Raw genomic sequence first — 24,942 nt, 5'->3', positions numbered from 1 at the left:
CATAGCGTTACGGTGTGGACATTGCGATCGCTCGGCTCGAACAGTGGATGCGCGACTACTATCACAACGTCAACTACGACATCGGCAGCAGCGGCGTACGTGACCTGACCATCGCGGAACTGCGCGCGCTGTGCGGATTCGAGTTCTCGGAACTCGACACGATGATCTTCCATGACAGCGAGAGTTACGGGAGCAAGGGCCTGCGTGCCGCGCTGGCCGACCGCTGGACCGGTGGCGACGTCGACCGGATGATGGTCACGCACGGCTCCAGTGAAGCGATCTATCTGGTCATGCACCTGGCGCTGCAGCCGGGCGACGAGGTGATCGTGGTGGATCCCGCCTACCAGCAGCTCCACGACATCGCCGCGGCACGCGGCTGCCGGATCACCCGATGGCCACTGGACGCGCGCGGCGGGTTCGCCGCCGACCTGGCACTCCTGCGCGAGCTCGCCAGGTCCCGCCCCCGGATGATCGTGGTGAACTTCCCGCACAATCCCACCGGTGTCTCCATCACCGTGGCCGAGCAGAAGGAACTGGTCGCCATCGCCGCGGAGGCGGGAGCCCTGCTGGTGTGGGATCACGCGTTCGGCGAGCTCACCTACACCGCCGACCCCCTGCCGCTGCCGACCTCCTGGTACGACCGGTGCATCGCGTTCGGGACGTTCTCCAAAAGCTACGGACTGGCCGGCCTGCGGGTCGGCTGGTGCGTCGCACAGCCCGACCTGCTGGCCCGGATGGCGCTGCTGCGCGACTACATCGCGCTGTACGTCTCGCCCATCCTGGAGTTCTTCGCCGAACAGGCGGTGCGGCACGCCGACCGGATCGTCGCCTCTCAGCGGGAGCACGCCGGCGCGAACCTACGGCTGCTTCGCGACTGGGCGGACGGCCTGCCGGAGCTGGTGCGGTTCACTCCGCCTGACGGCGGCGTGTCCACCTTCGTCGAGTTCCCCGGCCAGCCGGACGTGGTCGGGTCCTGCCGCCGCCTGGCCGAGCAGCATCGGGTCCTGCTCGTCCCCGGCGCCTGCTTCGGCGACGCCTACCGCGACTACGCGCGGCTGGGTTTCGGCGGCACGACCGCCGAGCTGACCGCCGGGCTCTCCCTTCTGGAACGGGTACTGCGCGAAGACGTGAGAGGTGGCCGATGACTGACCTGCAGAGTCGTATCGCGGCGCTGTCGCCGCAGCAGCGGGCGATCCTGGAACGCCGGCTCGCGGACATGGCCGCCGCGCGCGGGTCCGCGCCGGAGGAGCGGATCACGCCCCGTGACCCCGCACAGCCGATCCCACTGGCGTTCCAGCAGGAACGGGAGTGGGCCATCACGCAGTTCCGGTCGGCCAACAACATCCCCGGCGCCTTCCGCGTCGAGGGCCATCTCGACCTGGCGGTGCTCAGCCGCGTCCTTACCGAGGTCGTGGATCGGCACGAGATCCTGCGCTCCACCGTGCAGCTTCAGCAGGACGGCACCCGGGTGCTGATGGCGCACCCGCTCACGCCGGTGCCGACCCCGCTCGTCGACCTGTCGGACCACACGCCCGAGCAGCAGCGTGCGGAGGTACTGCGACGATGGAAGGCCGAGGTGATGCAACCGTTCGACCGGGAGCAGCCTCTGCGTCTGCGGACCACGATCCTGCGCATGACCGAGGACAACCACGTCGTGCTGATCACCACCGACCACACCGCGGCGGACCTGGTGTCGATGGCGATCCTCGTACAGGAGTTCGCGGCGCTGTACGCCATGCATCTCAACGGAGGTCCCGGCCTTCCCGCACTGGAGATCCAGTACGCCGACTTCGCCTCCTGGCAGCGCGAATTCGGGGAGAAACAGATGGCCGCCGAGGTGAACCACTGGCGGCAGACGCTCGAAGGCATCCCCGGAGTGCTGACCCTCCCCAGCGACCGGCCCTTCCCCGCCCGGCCGACGTTCGCCGGCGCGGCGCACATCGTGGACCTCCCCGCCGAGTTCACCGCCGAGATGCGCCGGTTCACCGAACGCGAAAAGGCCTCACCCGTCGTCGTCCTGCTCGCCACCCTCTCAGTGCTGCTGTACCGCTACCTCGGACGAGACGACCTGGTCATCGGCGAGATCGTGTCCGGACGCGGTCGGGTGGAGGTGGAGCGACTCATCGGCTGCTTCGTCACCGCGCTCCCCTTGCGCATGCGACTGGCCGACGGGCACACCCTGCGTGAGGTCGTGGAACAGGCGCAGCGCACCGTGATGACCGCGTACGACCACCAGGACCTGCCCATCGAGCGCCTCATCGACGAGCTGAACCTCGGACGCGAGGCCTCACAGACGTCCATGACCCACATGTGGCTCGACGTCCGCACGCCGGAGAGCACCCTGGAGGTACCCGGCCTGCGGATCAGCCGGGAACCCATCGAGGTCAACATGTCGGCGGCCCCGCTCACCCTGGACGCCAACCCGAACGGTGAGCGACTGCAGCTGCAGTGGGTCTACATGACCGACATGTTCGATCCGGACACGGTCGTGCTCTTCGCCGAGCAGTTCAACACGATCTTGCGCCAGCTCGTCACCGCCCCCGACACCACGGTGGGGGAGGTGGAGCTGGCCGTGACACCGGCGACGCCGGCATCGGCCGCCGCGTCGAGCGGCACCGACACCGGCTTCGTCGAACTGTTCCAGCGCCACGTCAAGCTCGCGCCACACGCACCCGCGGTGATCTGCGACGGCACCCCGACCAGCTACGCCGAACTCAACCGGGAGGCGAATCTGCTGGCCCGCCGCCTGCGCGACCTGGGGGTCGGCCGGGAGACTCCGGTGGGCATCCTGGTGGACCGCTCGGCCAGGTTGCCCATGGCGATCCTCGGCGTGCTCAAGGCCGGTGGCGTCTACGTGCCCCTGGACCCCGCCTATCCGCCCGACCGGATCGCCTTCATACTCGCCGACTCGGGCGCGCGGGTACTGGTCACCCAGGAGCGGCTCGCAGCCCTTCTGTCCGAGGCCGGCGTACGGATACCGGACCAGGCCGTGCTCCTCGACACCCCCTCCCCGGCGCCGGACACCGGCGCCGACGGTGATCTGCCGGACGTGCCCGACCCGGCGTCGCTGGCGTATGTGGTGTACACCTCCGGCTCGACCGGCCGGCCCAAAGGCGCGATGATCGAGCACCGCTCCCTGGCCGTGTACGCTCGCGACGTGGTGGACCGGCTCGGGCTCGGCGCCGGCGACCGGTTCCTCCAGTTCGCCTCACCGAGTTTCGACGTGCTGGTCGAGGAGCTGTTCCCGACCTGGCTGGCCGGCGGTGCGGTGGTCATCCCCACGCAGCACATCATCAGCGGCGAGGTCGACCTCGCCGACCTGGTCGAGCGGGACCGGCTGACCGTGATGGAACTGCCCACCGCCTACTGGCACGAGTGGACGCGAGAGCTCGACCGGCTGAGCCGGGAGCTGCCGAGCTGCCTGCGGCTCGTGATCATCGGCGGGGAGCGTGTGCTGCCCGATCGGTTGGCCATGTGGCGGCGGCTCAACGTGCCGTTGATGCACGTGTACGGCCTGACCGAGACCACGGTCAGCTCGACCTTCTTCCGCCTCGACCCGGCCGACCCGGTGTGGGACTGGCCGAACCTGCCGATCGGCACCGCGCTGCCTTTAGCCGACCTGCGCATCCTCGACGACCGGCTCCGGCCGGTGCCCGTGGGCGGCACCGGCGAACTGTACATCGGTGGCATCAGCCTGGCCCGCGGCTACCTCGCGCGTCCGGGCCTGACGGCGCAGCGTTTCGTCGCGGATCCGGACCCCGGGCAGGCCGGTCGGCGGCTGTATCGGACCGGTGATCTGGTCCGCCAGCGTCCCGACGGGAACCTGGAGTTCATCTCCCGGGTGGACACCCAGATCAAGATCCGTGGGTTCCGGGTCGAACCGATGGAGATCGAGTCGACGCTCAGCCGGCACCCGCAGATCGCCGAGTCGGTCGTCGTCATGTACGAACCGGTGCCCGGTGACCGGAGGCTGGCGGCATACGTCGTCCCGCGTCCCGGGGCCAAGGCCGCCATCGCGGAGCTGCGCCGGTTCCTCGAACACGAGTTGCCCGCCTACATGGTGCCTTCGGCGTTCGTCGAGCTCGAGGCGCTCCCGCTCAACGCCAACGGCAAGGTCGACCGGGACCGGCTGCCGACACCGGAAGGGATGCTGCCCGAGTCGGAGGAGGAGTACGTCGAACCGCAGACGCCCGTACAGCAGAAGCTGGCCGATGTGATGGCCGGCGTCGTCGGACTCGGCCGGGTCGGCATCCACCACAACTTCTTCGAGATCGGCGGCGACTCGATCCTGGCCATTCAGGTCGTCGCCCGGGCACAGGAGGCAGGGCTGCGGCTCTCGCCCTACGACCTGTTCACACACCCGACGATCGCGTCACTGGCAGAGATCGCCGCCGCCGGGCCCACCATCGACGCCGAGCAGGGCGATGTGACCGGTCCGGTACCGCTCGCCCCGACCCAGCGGCGGTTCTGCACCGCGGGCGTCGAGGAGCCGCACCACTGGAACACCTCTGTTCTGCTGGAGCTGCGCGACCCGGCAGACCCCCGCCTGGTCGGCGAGGCCGTGGAGCATCTGCTCGCCCACCACGACGGCCTACGCCAGCGGCTGCTGCTGGCCGGTGAACGGACGCGGGTACGGATCGCGCCGCGAGGAGACGTGACACCTCTGCAGGTGTACGACCTGTCCGACCTGGACGAGGACGGGCAGGACCGGCGGATGGCCGAGCTCGCCGACGAACTACAGTGTGGTCTCAACCTGGCGGTCGGCCCTGTGGTCCGTGCCGGCCTGTTCCTGCTCGGCGGACGGCGACCGGCCCGGCTGGCCCTCATCGCACACCGGCTCGTGGTGGACCCGCCCTCGATGCGCGTACTCCTCGAGGACCTTGGAACCGTGCTGGATCAGCTGACCTCCGGGCGAGAGGTGAGACTACCGGCCAAGACCACGTCGTGGCAGTCGTGGGTGCGCCGGCTCACCGCCCACGGCGCGACGGAGGCGGTACGGTCACAGCGCGAGTACTGGTCGGAGCTGGTCGCGGCACCGGCCGGTGAACTGCCCTTCGACACCCCGGCGGAACCGGCGGCCAACACCGTGGCGACCGCCCGCACGGTAGAGGTATCGCTGAGCGTCACGGAGACCGCCGAACTGATGCGCGCCGCATCCGAGAAGCTGAGCTGCCGGACCGAGGAGCTACTGCTGGCCGGGCTCGGCCGGACCCTGACCGGCTGGACCGGTGCCGCCCGGCACCTGGTGGACCTTGAGCGGCACGATCGAGAACCGCTCGCCGAGGACGTGGACCTGTCCAGAACGGTCGGCCGGTTCAGCGTCACCCATCCGGTCGCCCTGACGTGCGAACCCGGCACCTCCCCGGAGGGGACCCTGAAGACGGTCAAGGAATCGCTGCGGACCGTTCCTTCGGCCGGCATCAGCTGGTCACTGCTGCGCCAGGACCGCGAGCCGGTGCCAGAGGCGGCTGTCGGCCTTGTCTTCAGCTACCTGGATCGGGTGGATCCGCCGGCGTCGGACGCCTTCACGGTACTGGCGGAACAGGCCGGATCCGAGGAGAGCCCGCGTGCACGGCGGCCGTACCCGATCGAGGTGCGCGCGTCGGTCGTCGGCGGTGCGCTGGTCGTCCGCTGGCGATACAGCGAGAGCCTGCATCACCGGAGCACCGTGGAGCGCCTGGCCGACCTGCACCTTGGCGAGCTGCAGGCGATGGTCGACCTCGACCGGCACGTCACATCCGTGTACACCCCCTCCGACTTCCCGCTGGCGAAGGTGGACCAGGGCCAGCTCGACGACCTGTTGAACCGGCTGTAGGGGGACCGATGGAGTTCAGTCTCTTCTTCTTCGCCGACAGCGGCGCGGCCGGCGTCGACGGGTATCGGTTGCTGCTGGAGAGCGCCCGGTTCGCGGACGCCAACGGCCTGTCGGCGGTGTGGACGCCCGAACGGCACTTTCACTCGTTCGGCGGCCTGTACCCGAACCCCGCCGTCACCGGCGCAGCCGTCGCCTCGGTGACCGAACGGGTGGGCATCAGGGCCGGTAGCGTGGTCGCGCCGTTGCACCACCCGGCCCGCATCGCCGAGGAATGGTCGGTCGTCGACAACCTGTCGATGGGTCGGGTCGGCGTCTCGTTCGCCTCCGGCTGGCACGCGGTGGATTTCGTGCTCCGGCCAGAGAACTACCCCGACCGCAAGAGCTCTATGGTGGAGACGGTCGAAACGGTCCGGCGACTGTGGCGCGGCGACGAGATCGAGTTCTCCGACGGAACAGGCGAGAAGCAGACGGTACGCATCTTCCCCGCTCCCGTGCAGCCCGAGCTTCCCGTGTGGATCACTAGCGCCGGCTCGCCCGAGACCTTCCGGGCCGCCGGCAGGTTGAACGCGGGAGTGCTGACCCACCTGCTCGGACAGGATCGCGAGGCGCTAACGCGGAACATCGCCACCTACCGGCAGGAACTGGCGCAGACACATGGTGAGAGCGCCCGCGGGCACGTCGCCCTGATGCTCCACACCATGATCGGTACCGACCGTGAGCGGGTACGTGAGCTGGTGCGAGAGCCGTTCGGCACCTACCTGCGCAGCTCGGCCGACCTGATCGTCAAGGCCGCGGCCGCGCTGCTTCCGCCGGGCCTCGACCTGGACCGCCTACCGGATCGCGACAAGCAGTTTCTTATCACGCACGCCGTCGACCGCTACTTCACGACCAGTGGGCTGTTCGGGACCGTGGACGACGGCGTCGAGACCGTGGAACGGTTGCGCGAGATCGGAGTGGACGAGATTGCCTGCCTTATCGACTTCGGCGTACCGCATGACGAAGTGTTTCGGTCACTGCCTTACATCGCTGAGCTCCACGGCCGTACCGGCCGATGACATCTGGGCGGTCCCCTCCGGGACCGCCCAGTCCTCTTGGTCCTGACTACGAGGGATGTGCATTGACCACTCGGTGGGGGAGTAGGGCAAGTGGGCTCGCGTAAGACGCGCTAATGGCTTAACAAGAGGTGTCACCACCTCTACGGTGTAGCCAAGCCCTCCAGGTCGCACCGAGTTGGCGCCAGTCCAGGATTACGCTGCTGAGGAGGTCGCGCGGCGGTGTAGTGCTGAAGACCGTGCACGAGCCATAGAACACCCTCTTTCCCTTTCCGAGAGCGGGGGCGGACATCAAGCGATACTAGATAGTACCTACTGCTATGAATCTACATTGTAAAGGAGATCGTTTTTTAAAACAGACAAAAAGTACAAAGTAGACTAAAAATAGCCGACAAAGAACAGGCCGCCGTACGCGCTAAGCGTCGGCGTCGGCCGCGTTGTCGAGCCGACGTGGCTCGCTTCGGTATGGGCCAGAGCTGGCCGGGAGCCACGCTGGGCGGTGGTCAGGGTGGGGTTGGACTCGATACGCGCACGCCGCCTGGGAGGGCGGAGGGCGCAACTTGGCGGCGCGCGTGGTGTTCAGGCCCTGCGAGAGCTTGGTCTCGTCCGACCAGACGTTGGAGAACTCCAGCTTCCTGACGCCCGTGAGCTTGTAGTCCACCTCCACGATCGGCTTGGCCGTACCGACGCCCATCGGCGCGGAGATCATCAGCAGGTTCTGGTCCTGGCCGATCTTCGCCTCGAAGGAGGAGTCGATGCTGCTGGTGCGGCTGGAGGACATGCTGTAGGTGACCTGGTCGGCCTCGGTGAACTCCACCGAGGAGGCACCGGCGAAGGAGTCGGCGCCGGTCAGGTTCTCCGACGGCACCGGTGGGGCGCTTTCGATGTAGCCGATGAGCTGCGGGTCGAACTGGGCCTGCCCCACCCACTCCGACACCAGGTTGCCGACCTTGTAGCCGGTCACCAGGTGCCAGCGGCCCTGACGCAGGAAGCTGTAACAGCGTTTGAGCACGCCGAACGGCTCGCCCTTGGCCGTGTGCTGCATGTCCGCGTACTCCGCGACCGCCGGAGCCGCGCCGATCGTGTCGTGGAAGGGGGTGCGGATCGCGGCCAGCGCGGAGCGCACCTGGGCAGTGTCGGTGGTGATGGGAGCGCTGGAGAGCATCGGCCGCGGACGCGCCGCGGGGAACTTCAGGTCATTGCCCCGCAGTTCCTCATCGTGCACCTGCGTGACCGTGATCGCGGTGGAGTCGCGGTCGAAGGGCCAGTAGGCGACCAGATCTTGCTTGTCACCCTTGAGCCGGGTGAACAGGTTGTCGAGCACCTGCTCGGTGGTGCGTGTCGTACGCCAGATCCGGATCTCCTCCAGCATGCCGCTGAACGGCTCGCTCACCGCGCCACGCCCGGGACGATCTCGACGAGAAGGAAACAAACTCAAACGGGACTTCGACCTCGCAACACTCCCGCACACCCAAAACAGTGCTGCCACAAAATAATCGGATAGCGGTATTTCGGGCTCTGCCACCACTAAAAGAGAGACAGAAACTTTTGTTGGACAGACCTGGTTTACCCCCTCCTTCAGCGCTGAAGGCGGCTGCAGGTCTCGCACTCTACCGGAGGTCTGCCTCTGCCCGAATAGGTCAGGGGTTGCTGGCAGACACGGCAGAGACGTTCGGCATTCTGGGCGGGTGAGGCGTCGCTGCGGCCGGGAGTGAAGACCGGCAGGGAATGGACGTGCAGTCGACCGGCGGGAAGCTCTTGCCGGGCGAGGTCGATCAGATGGGGATGATGGGTGAACACGATCATCTGGAAGCGATCGGCCATCTCGTTCAAAATCGCCAGGGCCGCGCGGGTGCGGTGGTCGTCGAAGGTGATGAAGATGTCGTCGACGGTGAAGGGGAGTGTGCGGTCCTCTTCGGCGTAGCGCTCCAGGGAGGCCAGGCGCAGGGCGAGGTAGAGCTGGTCGGTGGTGCCTTCGCTGAGCTGGCTGACGCTCAGCAGCTCCGATCCTCGGCGGGCCAGCACCAGGGGAGCGTCGTGTTCGTGGTCGAGTTCCAGGCCGGAGAACCGCCCCAAGGTCAGGCGGGTGAACAGGTCACTTGCCCGCAGCAGGATCGGATCTTGCTGTGCCTGCAGATAATCCTCCATGCATCGCACGACGATGGTGCGGGCGACCTGCAGACGCAGGTATTCCTCGCTCTCCTCTATCAAGGCTGCGACAGAGATCTCCGCTTCGGCCGCTGCCCGGGCGGCCGCAGACGATCCGTCAAGTTGTGCCAGTTCGGTTTTCTTGCTGCCGGTGAGCTCGGCTTGGTGGGTTCGTTGTCTGTCGAGGTCGGTGATGCGGTCGGTGAGTGCGGCCAGTTGGGCTTCGAGCTGGCTGCCGTCGGCGGCGGTCGGTGAGTGCGGCCAGTTGGGCTTCGAGCTGGCTGCCGTCGGCGGTGGCGGTCTCGTTGATGAGGGCTTGGAGCTTGTCGCCTCTGGCGGGGATCGCCTGGATCACCTGTTCGAGGTTGGCGCTGAGGAGGGTGTGGCGTTGCCGTCGCAGTACGGCCTCGGCAAGAGCGCTTTGGCCATCCACCTTCGATGCTTGTACCAGGCTGGTCAGCTCGGTCGTCAGTCGCTGGCTGGTTTGACGGAAACCCGCGACGGCGCTGAGAAGTTCGTCGTGCGTGGTGCGCAGGATGGCGCGTTGTTCGAAACGCAAGCGGTTGGCCTTGGCCTCGTCGTAGAGGGCGGCGACGAGCTGATCGCGTTCAGGGGTGTTGTCGGGGAAGCAGCGGCCACATGCGGCGGCAGTCGTTTGCAGCAGGGTGTGGAAACGCTCGATGACGGCGGTGGCGTATTGCGACTCTTGTTCGCTGGTGAGGGCGTCGGTCATCAAGGCCGCGACCCGGTGGAGCCGTTCCAGGTCGGCCAGCGCGTCAGCGGTGTCGTGGTCGGCGGGCAGATCGGCGCGGGTAAGCCAGGTGTCCCACTCGGCCTGCCAGTCGGCCAGGTCCTGCTCATGTTCGGCGATCTGAGTCTCGACAGCGGCGAGTTCGGCCTGTGCCGAGGCCAGACGTTCCTGCATCGTGGTGAGCTCCCCTGCGGCCTTTTCCTGCAGGCTCAGCCGGGCCGCGGCGATCTCGCGGAGTTCGGGCAGTTCGACCAGGGCATTGTGCGTGCCCAGCAAGGTCGAGCCGTGCGGTTCACGCAGCCCTTCCCGCAGCCGCTCGATGTGCTGATGAGCCTGCCCGGTGAAGGAGGCAAGCTTGGCCTGCACCGTGCTCAGGTCGCTGAGGGCTTCTCGGAGTCTTCTGACGTCGTCGAGGGTGGTCAAGGCTGCGGCAGGCAGGGGGAGGGGGCCGGGAAAGTCCTGCCACAGGCCACTCCATTCGGCATCCAGCTTCTCGGTGTGCCGCTGAAGATTGGCTCGCTCTTCGTCCAGTTCGTTCAGTTCGCGCTCGTCGCTGCCGATTTGGAGCTCTATCCGGTAGCGTTCGGCGATTCGGTGGGCGTCTTTGCGCATCTGGTCGGCGAGCCGGTCGGCGCGTACGATCGCCTGCTCGAAGTCCGCGAACCGCTCCGGCTGACCAGCGTTGATCTCCCGCCAGAGGGCGTCGCGCTGGGATCGAACCTCGAGCAGGTTGTCCTCGCTGGGCGGTGGGTCGTTGTTCAGCAGGGTCGCCAGGCTCAGCCGGTTGGCCGCCAGCTGCTTAGTGAGGCTTTTGGTGCGTTTGGTCAGATCACCGCGCTCGTGCTTGAGATCACTCAAGGCGACGATGTGCGCCTCGACCTGGGCTCTGGAGGGGACGGTGATGGTTGATACCTCTTGCACGGTCAGCGGTTGCAGCCGCAGGTCATGCAGGATGTGCTCGACGCTGCTTCGGATACGTTGTGCGTCTTCGTCGATGCCGGCTATCTGGCCGAGCAGGTCGTGGGGGATGGCGTCGAGAATGGCCCGAAGCGGCCCGCTGTCTTCGGCTGCGGGAAGTTCGCTGAGCCGTTTGTCGGCGTCTTCGAGAGCGCGGCGTCGCTGCCCGAGCGCTTTGCGGCTCTGTTTCAGTGCGGCCTCTGCCTTAGTGCGTTCTTCGTGGAGTTCCGCGACCCGGCTGCGCAGAGAGGCGGGCACGCTGTAGCGGGTGGTCTCGGTGAGCTGTGCGCCGGGGTAGACCCGCTGGAGCAAGGCTTCGGCTTCGGCCCGTAGTTCGGTCGCCGTACCGGCGAATTTGGCGAGTCGTTGGGCGGCCTCCGCCGCGGCCTTACGATCTTGGAAGAGGTTTTCGATCGCGTCCTCGGCACCCAGAAGGTCGTCGTTGACGATCAGCTCATCCAACTTGTGAGCTGTCTCCTCCAGGCGTCGTCGGTTGTCGGCCAGGCTGTCGTCCGCCGCCCGTAGCTCGTGCAGGAGAGGTTCAAGACGGGCGACCGCATCCTGGGTGGCCAGCGGGCCTTCGGCGTTCAGCGCGTCGATCTGGTCCAAGAACTCCTGGCGGCGGTGCAGGGAGGGCAGAACGTCGCTGAGCAACTTGAGGCGGGCGTACTCTTCTCTGGCCTCCTTCAACTCGATTTCCAGGCCGGCGAGGGACTGCTCGGCTGCACTGACCGCCTGGTGTCGTTCGGTGTAGTCCCGGGGGTGCAGCGACGCTTCTCGCATGAGGGCTCGGGCGTTCTTGAACTCGGCGAGTCGGGCGTTGATCACCGGTTTGCTACCCCGGTGCTTGTACAGGTCCTCGATGTGCCGGTCGAGTGTTCGCAGGGTCTCGGTCAGGCGGTTTCCCAACCGCGTCGCGGTAAGGGCGTGGCCGAAGTCTCCTCCTCCGCTCGTCAGGCTCTGGCCGCCCTTGCGAAGCTCCACGCCGTCCAGGGCGAACACGGAGGTGAAGGTGGTGCGGTCGATGCGATGGCGAAGCGCGTCCAACAGGGCTGCTTCCAGCACCGAGCCGTCATCGGCGCGCAGGGTGGGCTGCTTGGCTCTCGTCCTGGTGACTTCCACGCCGGTCCCGTCGCTGCCGCGCAGGAGCGCGCCGAGCCGCAAAGAGGTCCTGGCATGGACGAAGTCGTACGGAGACTGCACATCGAAGCCGAACAACAACTGGTCAAGGGCACGCAGCGCGGTCGACTTACCTGCCTCGTTCAGTCCGGAGATCAGGTGAACTCCCGGAGCCGACAGATCCAGCGTCAGCTGGGTGAAGGGACCGAAAGCGGTGAGGTCCAGCCGATCGATTCTCATCGAGTCCTGCCTTCGGTGAGCATGGCCTCCAACAGGTCCATGGCGTCTTCGCCAAGCCGGCTCAGCCATTGGGGATCCTGCGGGCGGATACCGTCCTGGCCACGCGCGTCACCAGGCAAGGAGGCGTACAGGGGAGTGGCGGTGATCAACCGCCGCAACGCGTCCTCATCGGCCCGCAGCGCGTCCGCGGTTCGCCGCAGTTCGGTGAGCAGTCCTGTCGCCCCTTCATCCGGGGCATCCGGCGTACGGGTCTCAATGCGTACCTTCTCCACCCACAGCTCGCCGAATTCGTTGGCCAGAGAACGGATCTCGTTGACGAACCGGGGGCGGTCGTTCCACAGCTGCAGGTGCGCGGAGCTGCGACCGGTGAGACTGACGCGGGCTGCCCGAAGCCGTCCGCCCGGTAGGGACGCCAGCTGCGTGCGAACCAGGTCGAGGGCCGAATCGGCGTCGGTGGCGCTGGAGACGTCGACCCGCAGGTGGTGCCAACGGGCCACGTCCAGATCGTGGTGAACGGCCGATTTCACGCGCAAGTTCTCGATGGTGACCAGCGTGCAGCCCTTGGGGCCGGTCTCGCGGGCGCTACGTCCCTGGAGGTTTCCAGGGAAAACAATCCACGGGTCTTGTGAGACGACTTCGCGGGTGTGCACGTGTCCCAGGGCCCAGTAGTCGTAGTTCTTGGCCTGCAGGTCGCTCATCGAGCAGGGGGCGTACGGAGCGTGGCCGTCTCGTCCGGTCAGCGCGGTGTGCAGCAGACCCACGTTGAACAGGTCGCGGCACGGATCGGGATAGGACAGGCTCAGGTTCGCGGTGATGTCGCGTTCGGCGAATCCCTGGCCGTGTACGGCCAGCCCTCTGCCCTCGTCGCGGATCGTCTCCGGCGCCCGGGAATCGAGCACGTGCACGTTCTTCGGTAGGCGCAGTTGCCTGGTCATCTGGCTTTCCGCGTCATGGTTGCCGGAGACCATGTAGACGGGGATGCCGGCGTCGTCCAGACGCGACATCTGCCGGGTGAAGAACAGACCGGTCTGGAAGTCGGGCCAGTCCCCGTCGTAGATGTCACCCGCCAGCAGCACCGCGGTCACCTCTTCGGCGATGGCCAGGGCAACGAGGTTTTCCAGCGCGCGCCGGGACGCGGTGCGCAGCTCCTGGGACGGAGCGCCTTCGTAGGAGGACAGGCCACGCAACGGGCTGTCAATGTGAAGATCGGCGGCGTGCAGCAGCTTCACCCGGGTTCCCTCGCATCGTGAAAACCGTTTCAGGTCTCTGATGATGACGCGCAGGAAAAGCACTGGTGGGGCTTATGGGGAAATCCGTGGCGCGTTCCAATCTACCCAAGGGTGTTTTGAGACAAAAGACCTGTATGTCCATTTTGGGCAACGAGGGCCTCAGGAGGTGCTGCGTAGTAGTAAATTGGACGCTTTAAATAGGCGTTTAGGTCTGCTCCTGATGGGATTCAAGATGATAACGAGATCCCTGCCCAGTTGTGTGAGCGAACGCAGTGGGGGTTAGGGTGCAGTCCGTGGCGAAGTGATCACGCCTGGCTGATGTCTCGCGGAACATCGCGGCCAGAACCGTCACAGGTGATCGGAACACGATGACGAGGTGGGCGAGTGGGATTCCTTGATCGCTTTCGCCGAAGCACAGACCACCAGCCCCCACCGCCGCCCACCCCTCCGCACCCCGTTAACGTCTCCCAGCGGATGGCCAACCGACACACCCTCTTCGCCCCGCCGACTCCCGCCACCCCCGCGCCTCCTGCTCCAGTTGCCTCCTGGCTATCGCCAGGAATGGGTATCACCCTTGCCGGCCACAACATCGTCGGCGGTCTGCTCTATATCGGCTCCGGGCTGGCCTCCGTCTCCGGCGCCATGGTGGAACCCGCGCTGATCGACCCCCGGTTACCGGTCGACGCACGCCGGCCCGACTGGAGCGGGCAAGGCCTGGCCTACTGGCCCTCGTACGCCACGATCCCGCCGCAGTCCAGAGCCGCCTACCTCGCCTGGCTCGCCGACGGGCGGCGCTACCCGCAGGTGCCCATCGGATACGTGTTCCTCTACCTCTACGGCCTGGAACGCCGAGCCCTGCACGACCTGACACTGGATCGCTCCACCGCCGTGCACGAACTGCCCATCATCCACGCAGAAGTCCGGCGCCTACTCGGCATCTACGGCGGACACGGCGCTTTTCAACGCTATGCCGGACAGTTCAAGCACGCGCTGGAGATCCTCACCCTGGCCGGAGCCCAATTCAGCGCCGCCGCACCACCGGCCCCGGCTCGTGAGACGCCACCCCCGCTGCGGCTACGCGCAGGCCTGGGATCCTTCGCCATCCAAGGGCGACCGATCCCCGCGCAGTGGGCGTTGACCTGGATCCGCTCCCACCCCGACTATTACCCGCGCACCGCGGCGACTCGCTGCGCAACCGAGTTCGACGCCCTGTTCCAACTGCGCTACACCGCACGCCACGGTCAAGGCCTGGTCGTGCGACCCGGCCGCACAGAGATCGCACTCGACTACCGGCCCGCCAGCGCAGGCTTTCACGGAGTCGCCGAACTGACACTCGCCGGCATCCCGGAGGTGCTCACCCTGGCCGCGCCGACCCGCAAACTGGTGGCGCTGGCCGATGAGTGCACCTCAGACCTGGAGGCCTACAGCCGCTTCATCGGCCGCGTCCCCGACGGCCACGCCAGCGTGCAGGCCCAAGCACTCCTCCCGATCGAACTGCTCGACCTGACCGCCGGCGGCGCCGGGCAGGCCGTGACCTGGGCGCGAAACCGGCTGGGAGGAGCCGAGACCGCCCTTGTCGCGGCTGAGGAATTCACCGCCCTGATCTCCGGCCCGGACACCAAGCCGACCAAGAAGGACGTCATTGCTCTGGCCCGGCTGCTGGGCTCTGCCGGCATCGGCATCGAACCCGACCCGCGACTGGGCGGGCCACCACCATCGACCGGCCCCATGGTGCTGTTCGCCGCCCCCGCCGGCCCCACCGCGGCGGCCTCGGACGCCTACCAAGCCGCCACCGTACTGCTGCACCTGGCCGCGGCGGTCAGCGCCGCCGACGGAGAGACCTCCGAAGCAGAACAGCACCACCTCAGTGACCACCTCGAGCGCGCCCTGCACCTGACCTCTGATGAGCGCCGGCGCCTGCACGCCCACCTGCGCTGGCTCATCGCCACACCGGTCAAACTCAGCGGCCTGACCCGGCGCATCGCGGCCATCGACGAGGCCCAGCGCTCCTACGTCGCGGAATTCCTCACCGCGGTGGCCGCTGCCGACGGCCACATCTCCCCGGCCGAGATCAAGACCCTCACCAAGATCTACCGTCTGCTGGGCCTGGACCCCGCCCTCGCGCAAAGGGTCCTTCCCCCTCCCGACGCCCCGGCTCCGGCGTCCGCACCGGTCGTCGTCCGTCCCGGACACCCCGAGCGGGGATACACCATCCCCCCGCCGACCCCATCGGCTCCACCGGCCCCGTCGTCCTCGGTACGCCTCGACCAAGAGGTGATCGCGGCGAAGCTCGCCGAGTCGGCGAGGGTCGGCGCCCTGCTGGGATCCATCTTCACCAGCGAGGACCCAACACCTCCGCCCCCACCCCCGCCTCCGGCGGCCGACCCGGTCGCCGGGCTCGACAACTCCCATTCCGGGCTGGTGCGCGCGCTCACCGCCGCCGAGCAGATCTCGCGCGCGCAGTTCGAGCAACTGGCAGCACGCTGGAACCTGCTACCCGACGGGGCACTGGACCGTATCAACGAAGCCGCCTACGAAATGGCGGGCGAGCCGCTACTCGACGGAGACGACCCGATCCGGGTCGACCGACATCTACTGGGAGAGATGCTGACGTGAGCTTCACCGCTATCCGTCCCCGCGAGCGCGACGCCCTGCTGCAGTCGCTGCGCGCGGGCGTGGTCCCGCGCGCCGGCCAGCGCCATGTGCAGGTAGGGCGAGAGCCCGAGGTGACAGCCATGGTCAGCGACATCGACCGGATCGCCAGCGGGGGGTCGGCGGTACGGTTCGTCATCGGCGACTTCGGGGCGGGCAAGACGTTCTTCCTGCACCTGGTGCGCTCCATCGCGATGGAGAAGAAGCTCGTCACCGTACACGCCGACCTCAACCCCGACCGGCGCCTGCACTCCAGCAGTGGGCAGGCACGCAGCCTGTACGCCGAGCTGATGCGCAACCTCGCCACCCGGGCCAAGCCGGATGGGGGAGCGCTGACCAGCGTGGTGGAGCGGTTCGTCTCCACCGCCCTGGCCGAAGCCCAGCACAGCGGAATCGATCCCGGCCACGTCATCCGGCAGCGGCTGGCTCATCTGTCGGAGATGACCGGCGGCTATGACTTCGCCGAGGTCGTCGGCGCCTACTGGCGCGGCCACGACAGCGGCGACGAGCAGCTCAAGTCCGCGGCCGTACGCTGGCTGCGAGCGGAATACTCCACCAAGACCGAGGCGCGCTCCGCGCTCGGGGTGCGCACCATCATCGACGACTCCACCTTCCATGACCACCTGAAGCTGATGAGCCGATTCGTCCGGCTGGCCGGCTACGACGGCCTCTTGGTGTGCCTGGATGAGATGGTCAACCTCTACAAACTGGCCTCCACCCAGGCGCGTAACGCCAACTACGAGCAGATCCTGCGCATCCTCAACGACACCCTCCAAGGCAGCGCCGCCCACCTGGGCTTCGTCTTCGGCGGCACCCCGGAATTCCTCGCCGACACCCGCCGCGGTCTCTACAGCTACGCCGCCCTGCAGTCACGGCTGACCGAGAACACCTTCGCCACCGGCGGCCTGGTCGACTACTCCGGGCCGGTACTGCGCCTGGCCGCACTGACCCAGGAAGACCTGTACGTGCTGCTGGCCAAGCTGCGCCACGTCCACGCCGGCGGAGACCCCACCCGCTATCTGCTCGGCGACGAGGCGCTGCCCGCCTTCATGCACCACTGCTCGGGCCGCATCGGCGAGGCATACTTCCGCACGCCCCGCACCACCATCAAGGCGTTCTGCGACCTGCTGGCCGTCCTGGAGCAGAACCCCGGCGTCGACTGGCGGCAGATCCTGCCTTCGGTCGAACTGGCCTTAGAGGCCAACCCCGACCTGGCGCCGCTCGAGGAAGACCACAGCGCCGCGACACCCGCGTGGGTTACCCAAGGGGGAAGGGCAGGCGATGACGACCTCGCCTCCTTCCGGCTCTGAGGCCTTTGAGCGGCTTCATCCGGCCATTCAGCGATGGATCTGGCAGCAGGACTGGCCGGAACTGCGCCCTGCCCAGGAAGCCGCTGTCGCCCCCATCCTGGCGGGCGACGGTGACGTCCTGATCGCCGCCGCGACCGCTTCCGGTAAGACCGAGGCGGCCTTCCTGCCGATCTGCTCGGCTCTGACCGACCAGCCACCGGCAACCGCTGGATTCGCCGCGATCTACATCAGCCCCCTCAAAGCTCTCATCAACGACCAGTACGGCAGGCTGGACGAGCTCTGCGCCTACCTGGACCTCCCGGTCGCCCGCTGGCACGGCGACGTCGGCTCCCACCTCAAAAGCAAACTGATCGACCGGCCCCGCGGCATCCTGCTGATCACCCCCGAATCGCTGGAGGCATTGTTCGTCCTGCGCGGCTGGAAGATGGGCGACCTCACCGCCTCGCTGCGCTACATCGTCATCGACGAGCTGCACTCCTTCATCGGCGCCGAACGTGGTGCTCAACTGCAGTCGCTCATGCACCGGCTGGACCTGGCCGCGCGCCGTCGCGTTCCTCGTATCGGCCTGTCGGCGACCCTCGGGGACATGCGCCAAGCCGCTGACTTCCTGCGCCCGGGAGCGGGGGAGCGGGTCACCTCGATCGTCTCGACCTCCGACGCACAGGAGCTGCGTCTGCAGGTACGCGGCTACGTCGAGACCGCACCCACGCTCGACCCGCGCGCCCAGGCCGCGCACGAGGCGCTGGGCGCCGATGTCAGCACCGACGACATCACCTCCGGTGACCGCCTCGCGATCGCCGACCACCTGTTCGCCACCCTGCGCGGGTCACACAACCTTATCTTCGCCAACTCCCGCAGCATGGTGGAGGACTACACCGACCTGCTCAGCCGCCGATGCGACACCGCGGGAGTGCCGAACGAGTTCCTGCCCCACCACGGCAACCTGTCCACAGACATCCGCGAGCACACCGAGTCGCGTCTCAAGGATCGCAGCCGGCCGACCACCGCCGTCTGCACCTCCACCCTGGAGATGGGCATCGATATTGGCTCTGTCTCCTCCATCGCCCAGGTCGGCGCGCCCCCGAGCGTGGCCGCCCTGCGCCAGCGACTCGGTCGCTCCGGGCGACGTGGCGGCCCGGCCGTCTTGCGGCTCTATATCAGCGAACCCGAACCGACCCCTGCCATCCACCCCGCCGACGAACTCCGCACCCAGCTCGTTCAGGCCGTCGCGACCATCGAACTGCTTCTGCAACGCTGGTACGAACCTCCTCACGGCGCGGCTTTGCACCTGTCGACGCTGGTACAGCAGCTTCTGTCTCTCATCGCCCAGCACGGCGGCATCATCCCGGCCGACGCCTACCGCACCCTGTGTACCCAAGGACCGTTCCGCACGATCGACGCGCCGATGTTCGCCGCTCTGCTGCGCGACCTCGGCGCCGGACGGCTCATCCGCCAGGAAAGCGACGGCCTGCTGCTGCACGCGGAGGTGGGGGAGCGGCTGGTCAACCACTACACCTTCTACGCCGCCTTCGCCGCCCCCACCGAATACCGCATCGTCACCGCAGGACGAACCCTCGGCAGCCTTCCCCTGGAGAACTCCCCGCCTGAGGGAGCGCTGCTCATCTTCGCCGGCCGCCGCTGGCGGATCCTGACCATCGACACCCACGCCAAGGTCATCGATGTCGCACGTGCTTCCGGTGGTCGCCCGCCGCGTTTCGCCGGCCCCGGCCCGGACGTCCACGACCGGATTCGCACCCAGATGCGCCACATCTACGAAGACTCCGCCGTCCCGCCCTACCTGGACGCGACCGGCCAGCATCTCCTTGCCGAAGGCCGCGCCGCCTACCGCCGTTTCGGCCTGCACAACAGCCCGCTCCTCGGCTACGGCGCTGACAGCCTGCTGTTCCCGTTCCGGGGAGATGCCATCATGACCACGACCGCCCTGGCCCTGCACGCCCGAGGCGTTGACGTCGCCCCTTACGGCGTCGCCCTACTGCTCTGTGCCACCCCACCCCGGGCGGCCGCGGATCTACTGGCCGATCTGGCCGCCTCCGGTCTCCCCGACGCCGTTGACCTGGCGAGCCTGATTCCCGACAAGAGAGTCGACAAGTACGACGACGTCATCGGCGAAAGCCTGCTGACCCGCTCTTATGCCGCCCGCAAACTCGACGTCCCCGGCACCGAGCAGGCGATCGCCGTCCTCGCCGGCCAGGCCGCTCCTGTGCAAGCGGCACATGCCGAACCTCCTGTCGTCGCGGTTACGGCGCCGCGTCGTCACAGGCTGGGATCTCTTCCCTACGCCGTCGTGGACGTCGAGACCACCTCGACCGACGCCCGCAAGGCCCGCATCGTCGAGATCGCGATCATCCGCCTGCACCCCGACGGCAGTGACGACCGCCTCTATTCCACGATCGTCGACTCCGGAACGGATCCGGGTCCTACGCACATCCATGGCCTCACCGCCGCGGACCTGGCGGGAGCCCCGCGTTTCGCGGAGATCGCCGGTGACATCGCAGCCATGCTCGACGGCGCCGTGATCGTCGCCCACAACGCCCGCTACGACACCGAAGTGCTCAGCGCCGAGTTCGCCCGCCTCGGAGCCGCCCCCGACGACCTGCTGTCCCTGTGCACCCTTGCCCTGGCACGACGCTTCGGCCCACCATTGGCCTCCCACCGGCTCACTGACTGCGCCACCGCCGAGGGAATCGACCCCGACCGGGCACACAGCGCCGAAAGCGACGCACGAACCTGCGCCCACCTGCTGCGCCTGTACCTCAAGCGCGCGGCAGCTCAGGAACTACGCTGGTTCCAGCAGATCGGCGCGGTCGGCCACCTGTCCGTTGCGCCCTGGGTCTCATCACCGCCCGCCGGCCGCAGTCACCGTCGCAGACGATGAGTATCGCGCTTTGAACCTCTCCAGCGGGTCGCCGACCGGGGGAGTAGTACGCCACTGAATTCAGGGAGGGAAGGGGGACTTCACAGGTCGCGTAGGCGGTGTGCTCAACTGCGGGACTGGCGTCCTTGCGCAACGTGTCAGCTAGCTGAGAAGCATAATAATAAATCTACAATGTAAAGGGGCTGGCTTATAGCTCAAGATCATTTACAATGGACTAAAGACCCAACACCCACAAACAAGAGACGCCCTTTCCCGGGGTGGAAGAGAGGTCGCCGTGGGCGGAGGCGGCCCATCCCTGCAGGGGGGCGCATGCCAGGCCCGGCGTGCATGGTCGGGATGAGCGGCTGGGATCCAGGCGCGGCCCATCCCGACCGGAGCGCGGTCACTGCCGCCACTGCTTGAAGCTAACCACCCAGGAACCCGGCGACGAGCAGCTGGAGCTGTTCGGCGTGGCCGCCCCCGAGCCGGGCGAGCGACTCGACGGCCGCGGCGCCCAGCTCGCCAGAGAAGGGGCCGGGGGCGCCGCGTGCGGGGGTGGGTCTGGTCGTGGAGCTGGGTGCGGGTGGTTTCTGTTTGCTCGGCGATAACGGCCAGGACGGCGGCGGAACACGTCGCGGCCAAAGATGTCATACAGGCTTTCCAGTGACCAGACGGGCAGCGGCCCGTGCGCTTTCATCGGCGAGTCCTTGGATGTGGAGCAGACCAGACTGGTCAGCGCGCTCAAGGTCTGCCATGTCGTCTGGAGCCAGGGAAGGTACCTCTGGTTGTCGGTGATGATGTTGCTGGGTTCGCCCCCATGCTCTGATTCGGGGCAGGGGAGGGCCGGGTCCCTACGCAGTGTGGTGGTGATTTTCCTGGCGGGTTTCGGCCAGAGCGTAGGCGCTTTTGACGAAGTCTTCCGCCTTCCTGGTGATGGAGTCTGCCTCGTTCTCAACCTGAGCCTGCCCTTGGTGAGTTTCCACCAGGACCGCAGTGATGTGGACGCGCAGTGCCTCAGGATCGTCTGAATCGTCGGCCTGCGTTGTTTCTTCAGCCAGGCTGGCGCGGATCTCGCCGAGTTCGCGCGCTTGGCGCAATCCGGCCTCGGCTGACTGCACCAGTTCGCTGAGCCCTTGCCGGGTCAGCCCCACGGTTTGCTCGGCGACCAGACAGGTCAGGCGTGCCGCACGGACGGGCACCTCATGCGGGTGCACCGCCCCGGCGAAGCCGCATATCCCGCACAGCAGCCATCCTGCAACGGCCTGCGGCTCATGCCGGTGAACCTCTCGGATGAGGGTGAGAAAGGTGTCCAGCGTTTCGTGGGGTTCCCGCCAGGCAGCGGGGCGGGTGAACGGAACAGCTGCGCTACGCGGCTGCCAGCCGTCGGCTTGTGCTTGCCGCCGCAGTAGTTCCTGATGGAGGGGCAGATCGACCACATAATCGGCCAGGAAACGCCGGTGATCGTCATCCGTGGTGTCGGCCAATCCCTGGTCGTAGAGAACATGCAGCAACGCCAACGTGCCGAACGTCGGGATATCCGCCCCAGCGGTCAAGGCGCGCAGGACGACATCGTCACTCCAGAGAGGAGCGCCTGTCTCCAGGGCGAGCTGGACCGCCGCCAGCCACGCACCTTCGCGCTGCGCAGTGAAGGTCGGGCTCTGTGTCACCAGGTTGGGGTCGAGGCCGCCGGTCATGAGTTCCGTCACGAGGGTCAGATCCGCCACCGGGACGATGTCCGTGAGCTCGGCCGCCTTCACCAGGTGTTGCATCCGGTCATTCAGATGGTCCCTGTCTTGTTGCGTAAGCTGAGACACGCGCAGGCCGAAGCCGGGTTCGACGCCGATGTTCATCGACGATTTCCGCACCTGCTCGATAGCAGTCGTGGTCATCATGAGATCGTCGTGACACGGGGACGGCAGGTGGACCGAGGCGAAGCGCGCACGAAGTTCGGCGAAGCCGGCGCTGGTGAGGGTGGCCATGTATAGCGTGCTGGTGTCGAGCACCACGACCTGGTCCAGCGCAGCCTGGACGGCTGCTACCTCGGCGTCGAAGCGTTCAGGATCGGCCTCACCTGCGGGAATGCAGCCTGCCGCACGCTGCAGCAGCGCCAGTGCATAGGGCCGGTTGAGCTGGCTGGCGAGAAGCCCGAGCGGGATGACGCTGGCCAGGACCTGGCCACGCAGGTGTTGGGCGAGACGGGCGCGCGGCTCCAGCATCCGGCTCAGCGTCTCTGGATCGGTGATCTTCTGCGGATCGACCGGGCGCAGCGGCCCGTCCGGGTTCAGGCGCAGCTGTGTCTCGAGAGCGGCCTGGAGCCGGGTGCTCAGGACGGGCGGCAGGGCGAGCGCCGAGAGCGGTGTATTGGGGGGTGCCTCATCCTCATGAGGAGGCTCACCGGTGGCGAGCAGGATCGCGCTGAGTACCTGGCCCGTGAAACGTGTGTGCTGCGCGAAGCGTTCCACTAGGTCGAGCAGTTCCTGGACGGTATCGGATGACCACCCCATCCGCGGCAGCACGGCCGCTTTGAGCTGCGCCTGCACCAGGGTGAGCACCGGCGGAAGCAGCGCTGTGTAGGCCCGGAGCGCAACATCGGGCTGGCGTGCGAACCAGCGCGCGCCGATCAGGCTCCAGGCGTACCCCACCTGCTCAATCGTCAGCGGTCTGGTGCGCGTGCCCGCCTCCAGTACGGTCTCTTCTGGCGCGCCCGGAGTGTCGCTTTCGGTGAGAGCGGCGACAGCATGCTGCTCGACGGTCGTCCAGTCCTGGCGGTTGAAGGCGTCATCCAGGAGTTCACGACGCAGCGGCCCCCGTACGGCCTGCGGCAGGCTGGGCCGGCTCAGCACCAGCAGGGCGCGGTGTCTCCACTCGTTGTGCTGGCCCGTGCGTTGCAGGATCCGCAGCGCTCGCTGCAGGAATTCGATGTCGCCGAAGCGGGCGGCGGCGCGGTCGCACGCGTGCACGGCCTCGGTGTGGCGTTCCAGCTCGACCAGGGATTGCGCCAGGGCGGCCGCGCCGGACAGGGAACGATCGGCGAGTTGCCGCAGGCGCATCAGGCCGGCTTGGTGGTGACCTTGAGCGATGTCGGCTCGTGCGTGCAGGGTCGAGGACTCCTCGTCGGTGACGACCTTGCGGGCAAGGAGGTCTTCGAGGCCAGGTAGTGGCCAGACGCCGAGTTCCGCCAGCGCCCTGAAGGCGATCATGCGTTCTTCAAGGGCATCGCCATCGGCCAACTCCACGACGTGGTTCCACAAGGCGATGAGGTCGCTCGGTTCGGCGGCTTGGACGTCGGCGCGGCAGGCGTTGAGCACGGCCACGCCGACGGGACTGCTCACCTTGGCGACCAGGTCGTCAGCCTGAGGGTGGCCGAGTTGGAGGGCGACCCGGGCGGCGGCCTGTGCCAGCTGCTCAGCGGCGGCCTCCCGGGCGTTGGCTTGCCCGTGCGGTTCCGGCAGCGCGACGGTGATTGCGGCGTCGAGATCGCCGGTGAGCAGGTGAACATGGAACAGGACGTAGGCCGGGTGTTCACTTGGCCCGCCCCAGCGTCGCTGCTCGGCCCGGGCGCTGTCGGCAAGCTTGCGCGCCCGGGCGAGGTCGCCCTCGTGCAGCGGGCTCGTGCCTTGGCTAGCCCGCTGAGCCAGAGCCCTGGCCAGCGCGATCCGGCCGGAGTTGCTGCGGGGGAAGACGGACACGAGCGTCTCGAGCCAGGCGACGGCCAGGTCAAGATCGTGATGGGCCTTGGCTTGATCGGCGAGAAAGCGCAGAGCTGTCCCTTCCGAACGGACACGGCCATCTTCGATGGCCTCGGCGAGGCTGGCGGGAAGGGCGAGAGGTCCTCTGCCGCCGATCTTTTCGCGCTCGAGCAGAGCAAGGCCGAGGTCGGCCAGGAGCCGGCCGTCCGGCGACGTGGCCGCCTCAATCAAGATCGATGTCGCCTGTGCTGGGTCGGAGTGGATCAAAGACAGCCCGGCGAAGGCTCGCCACCGCGAGGCCGGGGTGGCTCCCGCAGCCACCGCACGGTTGAAGCATGCCGCCGCCTGAGGCTCCAGCAGATGCTCATTGGCGTAGTCGGCCACCGACGCCCATAGCTGCCACCCCCATTCGTCGGCTGGCCACCATGCGGGGGCTTTCGTCAGAAGGGCGGAGACCGTCTCGGTCGGCAGGTCACCCTGCAGCAGATCCGCCAGCCGTTCGATGGCACGTGCTGCAACGGCGTCGCCATCTTGCAGAGCGCGGCGCCGGGTGCGTTCGAGTCGATCGCGCGCCTCACCCGGCAAGCGGTCCAGCCATCGGACGAAACGCTGCTCGGCCGGGTCGCCGCCCTCGCGCGCCGGGCGCGCCAGCCTGGTAAGCGCCGCAATACTGATCTCGTTGATCTGCTGCTCGGCCGGGACGGTCACCTTCCAGTCCTTGCCCGTGGACTCGGCTGTGTTGTGCGAGAGCGACTGCCAGTAGAGCGTTCCGGAGACGGGGTCGTGCAGGACGATCACGACGGGGATGTCGTAGTCGAACCAGTATTGGGCGTGCTCGTCGTTGAAACGAAAGGTCCAGCCATCGCGAGTCGGCTCATCGAACCAGCTCGTGCCAGACTTGATCTGCGCACCGAGCAGGCGCCCAGCGGTGTGGCCGTTCTCGACGAGCTCCAGGATGGCATCGACCCCGAAATCGACGACCGGTTGTTCCCGGCACAGCCAGCCGAGACGTTCGTGGGCGGCCTTGGCCAAGGCGGCTACGCCGGCACGCTCGACGTGTACAGAAGCATCGACCCGCACAGCCACTCCCTTGTGAGCCGGCTTG

11 protein-coding genes are annotated in these 24,942 nt (G+C 67.4%); 6 read left to right on the top strand and 5 right to left on the bottom strand.

The features are described 5' to 3' along the window. Positions 1-14 precede the first annotated feature (14 nt). From vioD to ACLQ2R_RS36745, 3 genes are read left to right on the top strand one after another with little or no spacing between them, the layout of a single operon-like run. Positions 15-1,145 carry a capreomycidine synthase gene (gene vioD / locus ACLQ2R_RS36755; RefSeq protein ID WP_425966034.1) on the top strand — a complete coding sequence of 377 codons (1,131 nt, stop codon included), beginning with the start codon at positions 15-17 and terminating at the stop codon, positions 1,143-1,145. Continuing rightward, the gene (locus ACLQ2R_RS36750; protein WP_425966033.1) at positions 1,142-5,815 is read left to right on the top strand and encodes an amino acid adenylation domain-containing protein; all 4,674 of its coding nucleotides are present in this window, start codon (positions 1,142-1,144) and stop codon (positions 5,813-5,815) included. Before vioD ends, ACLQ2R_RS36750 begins: the two co-directional genes overlap by 4 nt. 8 nt (positions 5,816-5,823) lie before the next feature. Beyond that, entirely contained in the window at positions 5,824-6,870 is a 1,047-nt protein-coding gene (locus ACLQ2R_RS36745; protein ID WP_425966032.1) for an LLM class flavin-dependent oxidoreductase, read from the top strand. Positions 6,871-7,282: 412 nt separating this feature from the next. Here ACLQ2R_RS36745 and ACLQ2R_RS36740 read toward each other — a convergent pair whose 3' ends face one another. The 4 genes from ACLQ2R_RS36740 to ACLQ2R_RS36725 form a co-directional block, all read right to left on the bottom strand. After that, a complete protein-coding gene (locus ACLQ2R_RS36740) occupies positions 7,283-8,260 on the bottom strand; it encodes a hypothetical protein (RefSeq protein WP_425966031.1) in 978 nt (325 codons plus the stop codon). A 185-nt stretch (positions 8,261-8,445) separates the two neighbouring features. Beyond that, the gene (locus ACLQ2R_RS36735) at positions 8,446-9,078 is read right to left on the bottom strand and encodes an ATP-binding protein (protein WP_425966030.1); all 633 of its coding nucleotides are present in this window, start codon (positions 9,076-9,078) and stop codon (positions 8,446-8,448) included. Between the two features lie 55 nt (positions 9,079-9,133). After that, the gene (locus ACLQ2R_RS36730; RefSeq protein ID WP_425966029.1) at positions 9,134-12,082 is read right to left on the bottom strand and encodes an AAA family ATPase; all 2,949 of its coding nucleotides are present in this window, start codon (positions 12,080-12,082) and stop codon (positions 9,134-9,136) included. Then, a complete protein-coding gene (locus ACLQ2R_RS36725; RefSeq protein ID WP_425966028.1) occupies positions 12,079-13,311 on the bottom strand; it encodes a metallophosphoesterase family protein in 1,233 nt (410 codons plus the stop codon). The genes ACLQ2R_RS36730 and ACLQ2R_RS36725 overlap by 4 nt, the downstream gene beginning before the upstream one ends. A 561-nt stretch (positions 13,312-13,872) precedes the next feature. Between ACLQ2R_RS36725 and ACLQ2R_RS36720 the strand changes: the two genes are divergently transcribed. Genes ACLQ2R_RS36720 through ACLQ2R_RS36710 form a run of 3 tightly spaced genes read left to right on the top strand, consistent with a single transcriptional unit; the run spans position 13,873 to position 20,169 of the window. Continuing rightward, the gene (locus ACLQ2R_RS36720; RefSeq protein WP_425966027.1) at positions 13,873-15,927 is read left to right on the top strand and encodes a TerB N-terminal domain-containing protein; all 2,055 of its coding nucleotides are present in this window, start codon (positions 13,873-13,875) and stop codon (positions 15,925-15,927) included. Then, positions 15,924-17,273 carry an ATP-binding protein gene (locus ACLQ2R_RS36715; protein ID WP_425966026.1) on the top strand — a complete coding sequence of 450 codons (1,350 nt, stop codon included), beginning with the start codon at positions 15,924-15,926 and terminating at the stop codon, positions 17,271-17,273. The genes ACLQ2R_RS36720 and ACLQ2R_RS36715 overlap by 4 nt, the downstream gene beginning before the upstream one ends. Next, positions 17,245-20,169, top strand: a complete 2,925-nt coding sequence (locus ACLQ2R_RS36710) for a DEAD/DEAH box helicase (protein ID WP_425966025.1) — start codon at positions 17,245-17,247, stop codon at positions 20,167-20,169. The genes ACLQ2R_RS36715 and ACLQ2R_RS36710 overlap by 29 nt, the downstream gene beginning before the upstream one ends. Positions 20,170-20,999: 830 nt before the next feature. Here the strand turns inward: ACLQ2R_RS36710 and ACLQ2R_RS36705 are convergent. Beyond that, positions 21,000-24,917, bottom strand: coding sequence for a DUF4365 domain-containing protein (locus tag ACLQ2R_RS36705; protein ID WP_425966024.1), 3,918 nt, complete (start codon positions 24,915-24,917; stop codon positions 21,000-21,002). Positions 24,918-24,942: the final 25 nt, after the last annotated feature.

It is taken from the genome of Streptosporangium sp. DT93, from assembly GCF_049844535.1.
In the GTDB taxonomy this organism is placed as follows: Bacteria; Actinomycetota; Actinomycetes; order Streptosporangiales; family Streptosporangiaceae; genus Streptosporangium.
The sequence above is the reverse complement of the archived record's forward strand: the minus strand, read 5'-3'. Positions and strand labels throughout refer to the sequence as shown.

Excerpts from the sequence above, each read along its gene's own strand:
- ACLQ2R_RS36720 (WP_425966027.1), top strand. The coding sequence starts at position 13,873 with ATGGGTATCACCCTTGCCGGCCACAACATCGTCGGCGGTCTGCTCTAT.
- ACLQ2R_RS36750 (WP_425966033.1), top strand. The coding sequence starts at position 1,142 with ATGACTGACCTGCAGAGTCGTATCGCGGCGCTGTCGCCGCAGCAGCGG.
- ACLQ2R_RS36710 (WP_425966025.1), top strand. The coding sequence starts at position 17,245 with ATGACGACCTCGCCTCCTTCCGGCTCTGAGGCCTTTGAGCGGCTTCAT.
- ACLQ2R_RS36730 (WP_425966029.1), bottom strand. The coding sequence starts at position 12,082 with ATGAGAATCGATCGGCTGGACCTCACCGCTTTCGGTCCCTTCACCCAG.
- ACLQ2R_RS36745 (WP_425966032.1), top strand. The coding sequence starts at position 5,824 with ATGGAGTTCAGTCTCTTCTTCTTCGCCGACAGCGGCGCGGCCGGCGTC.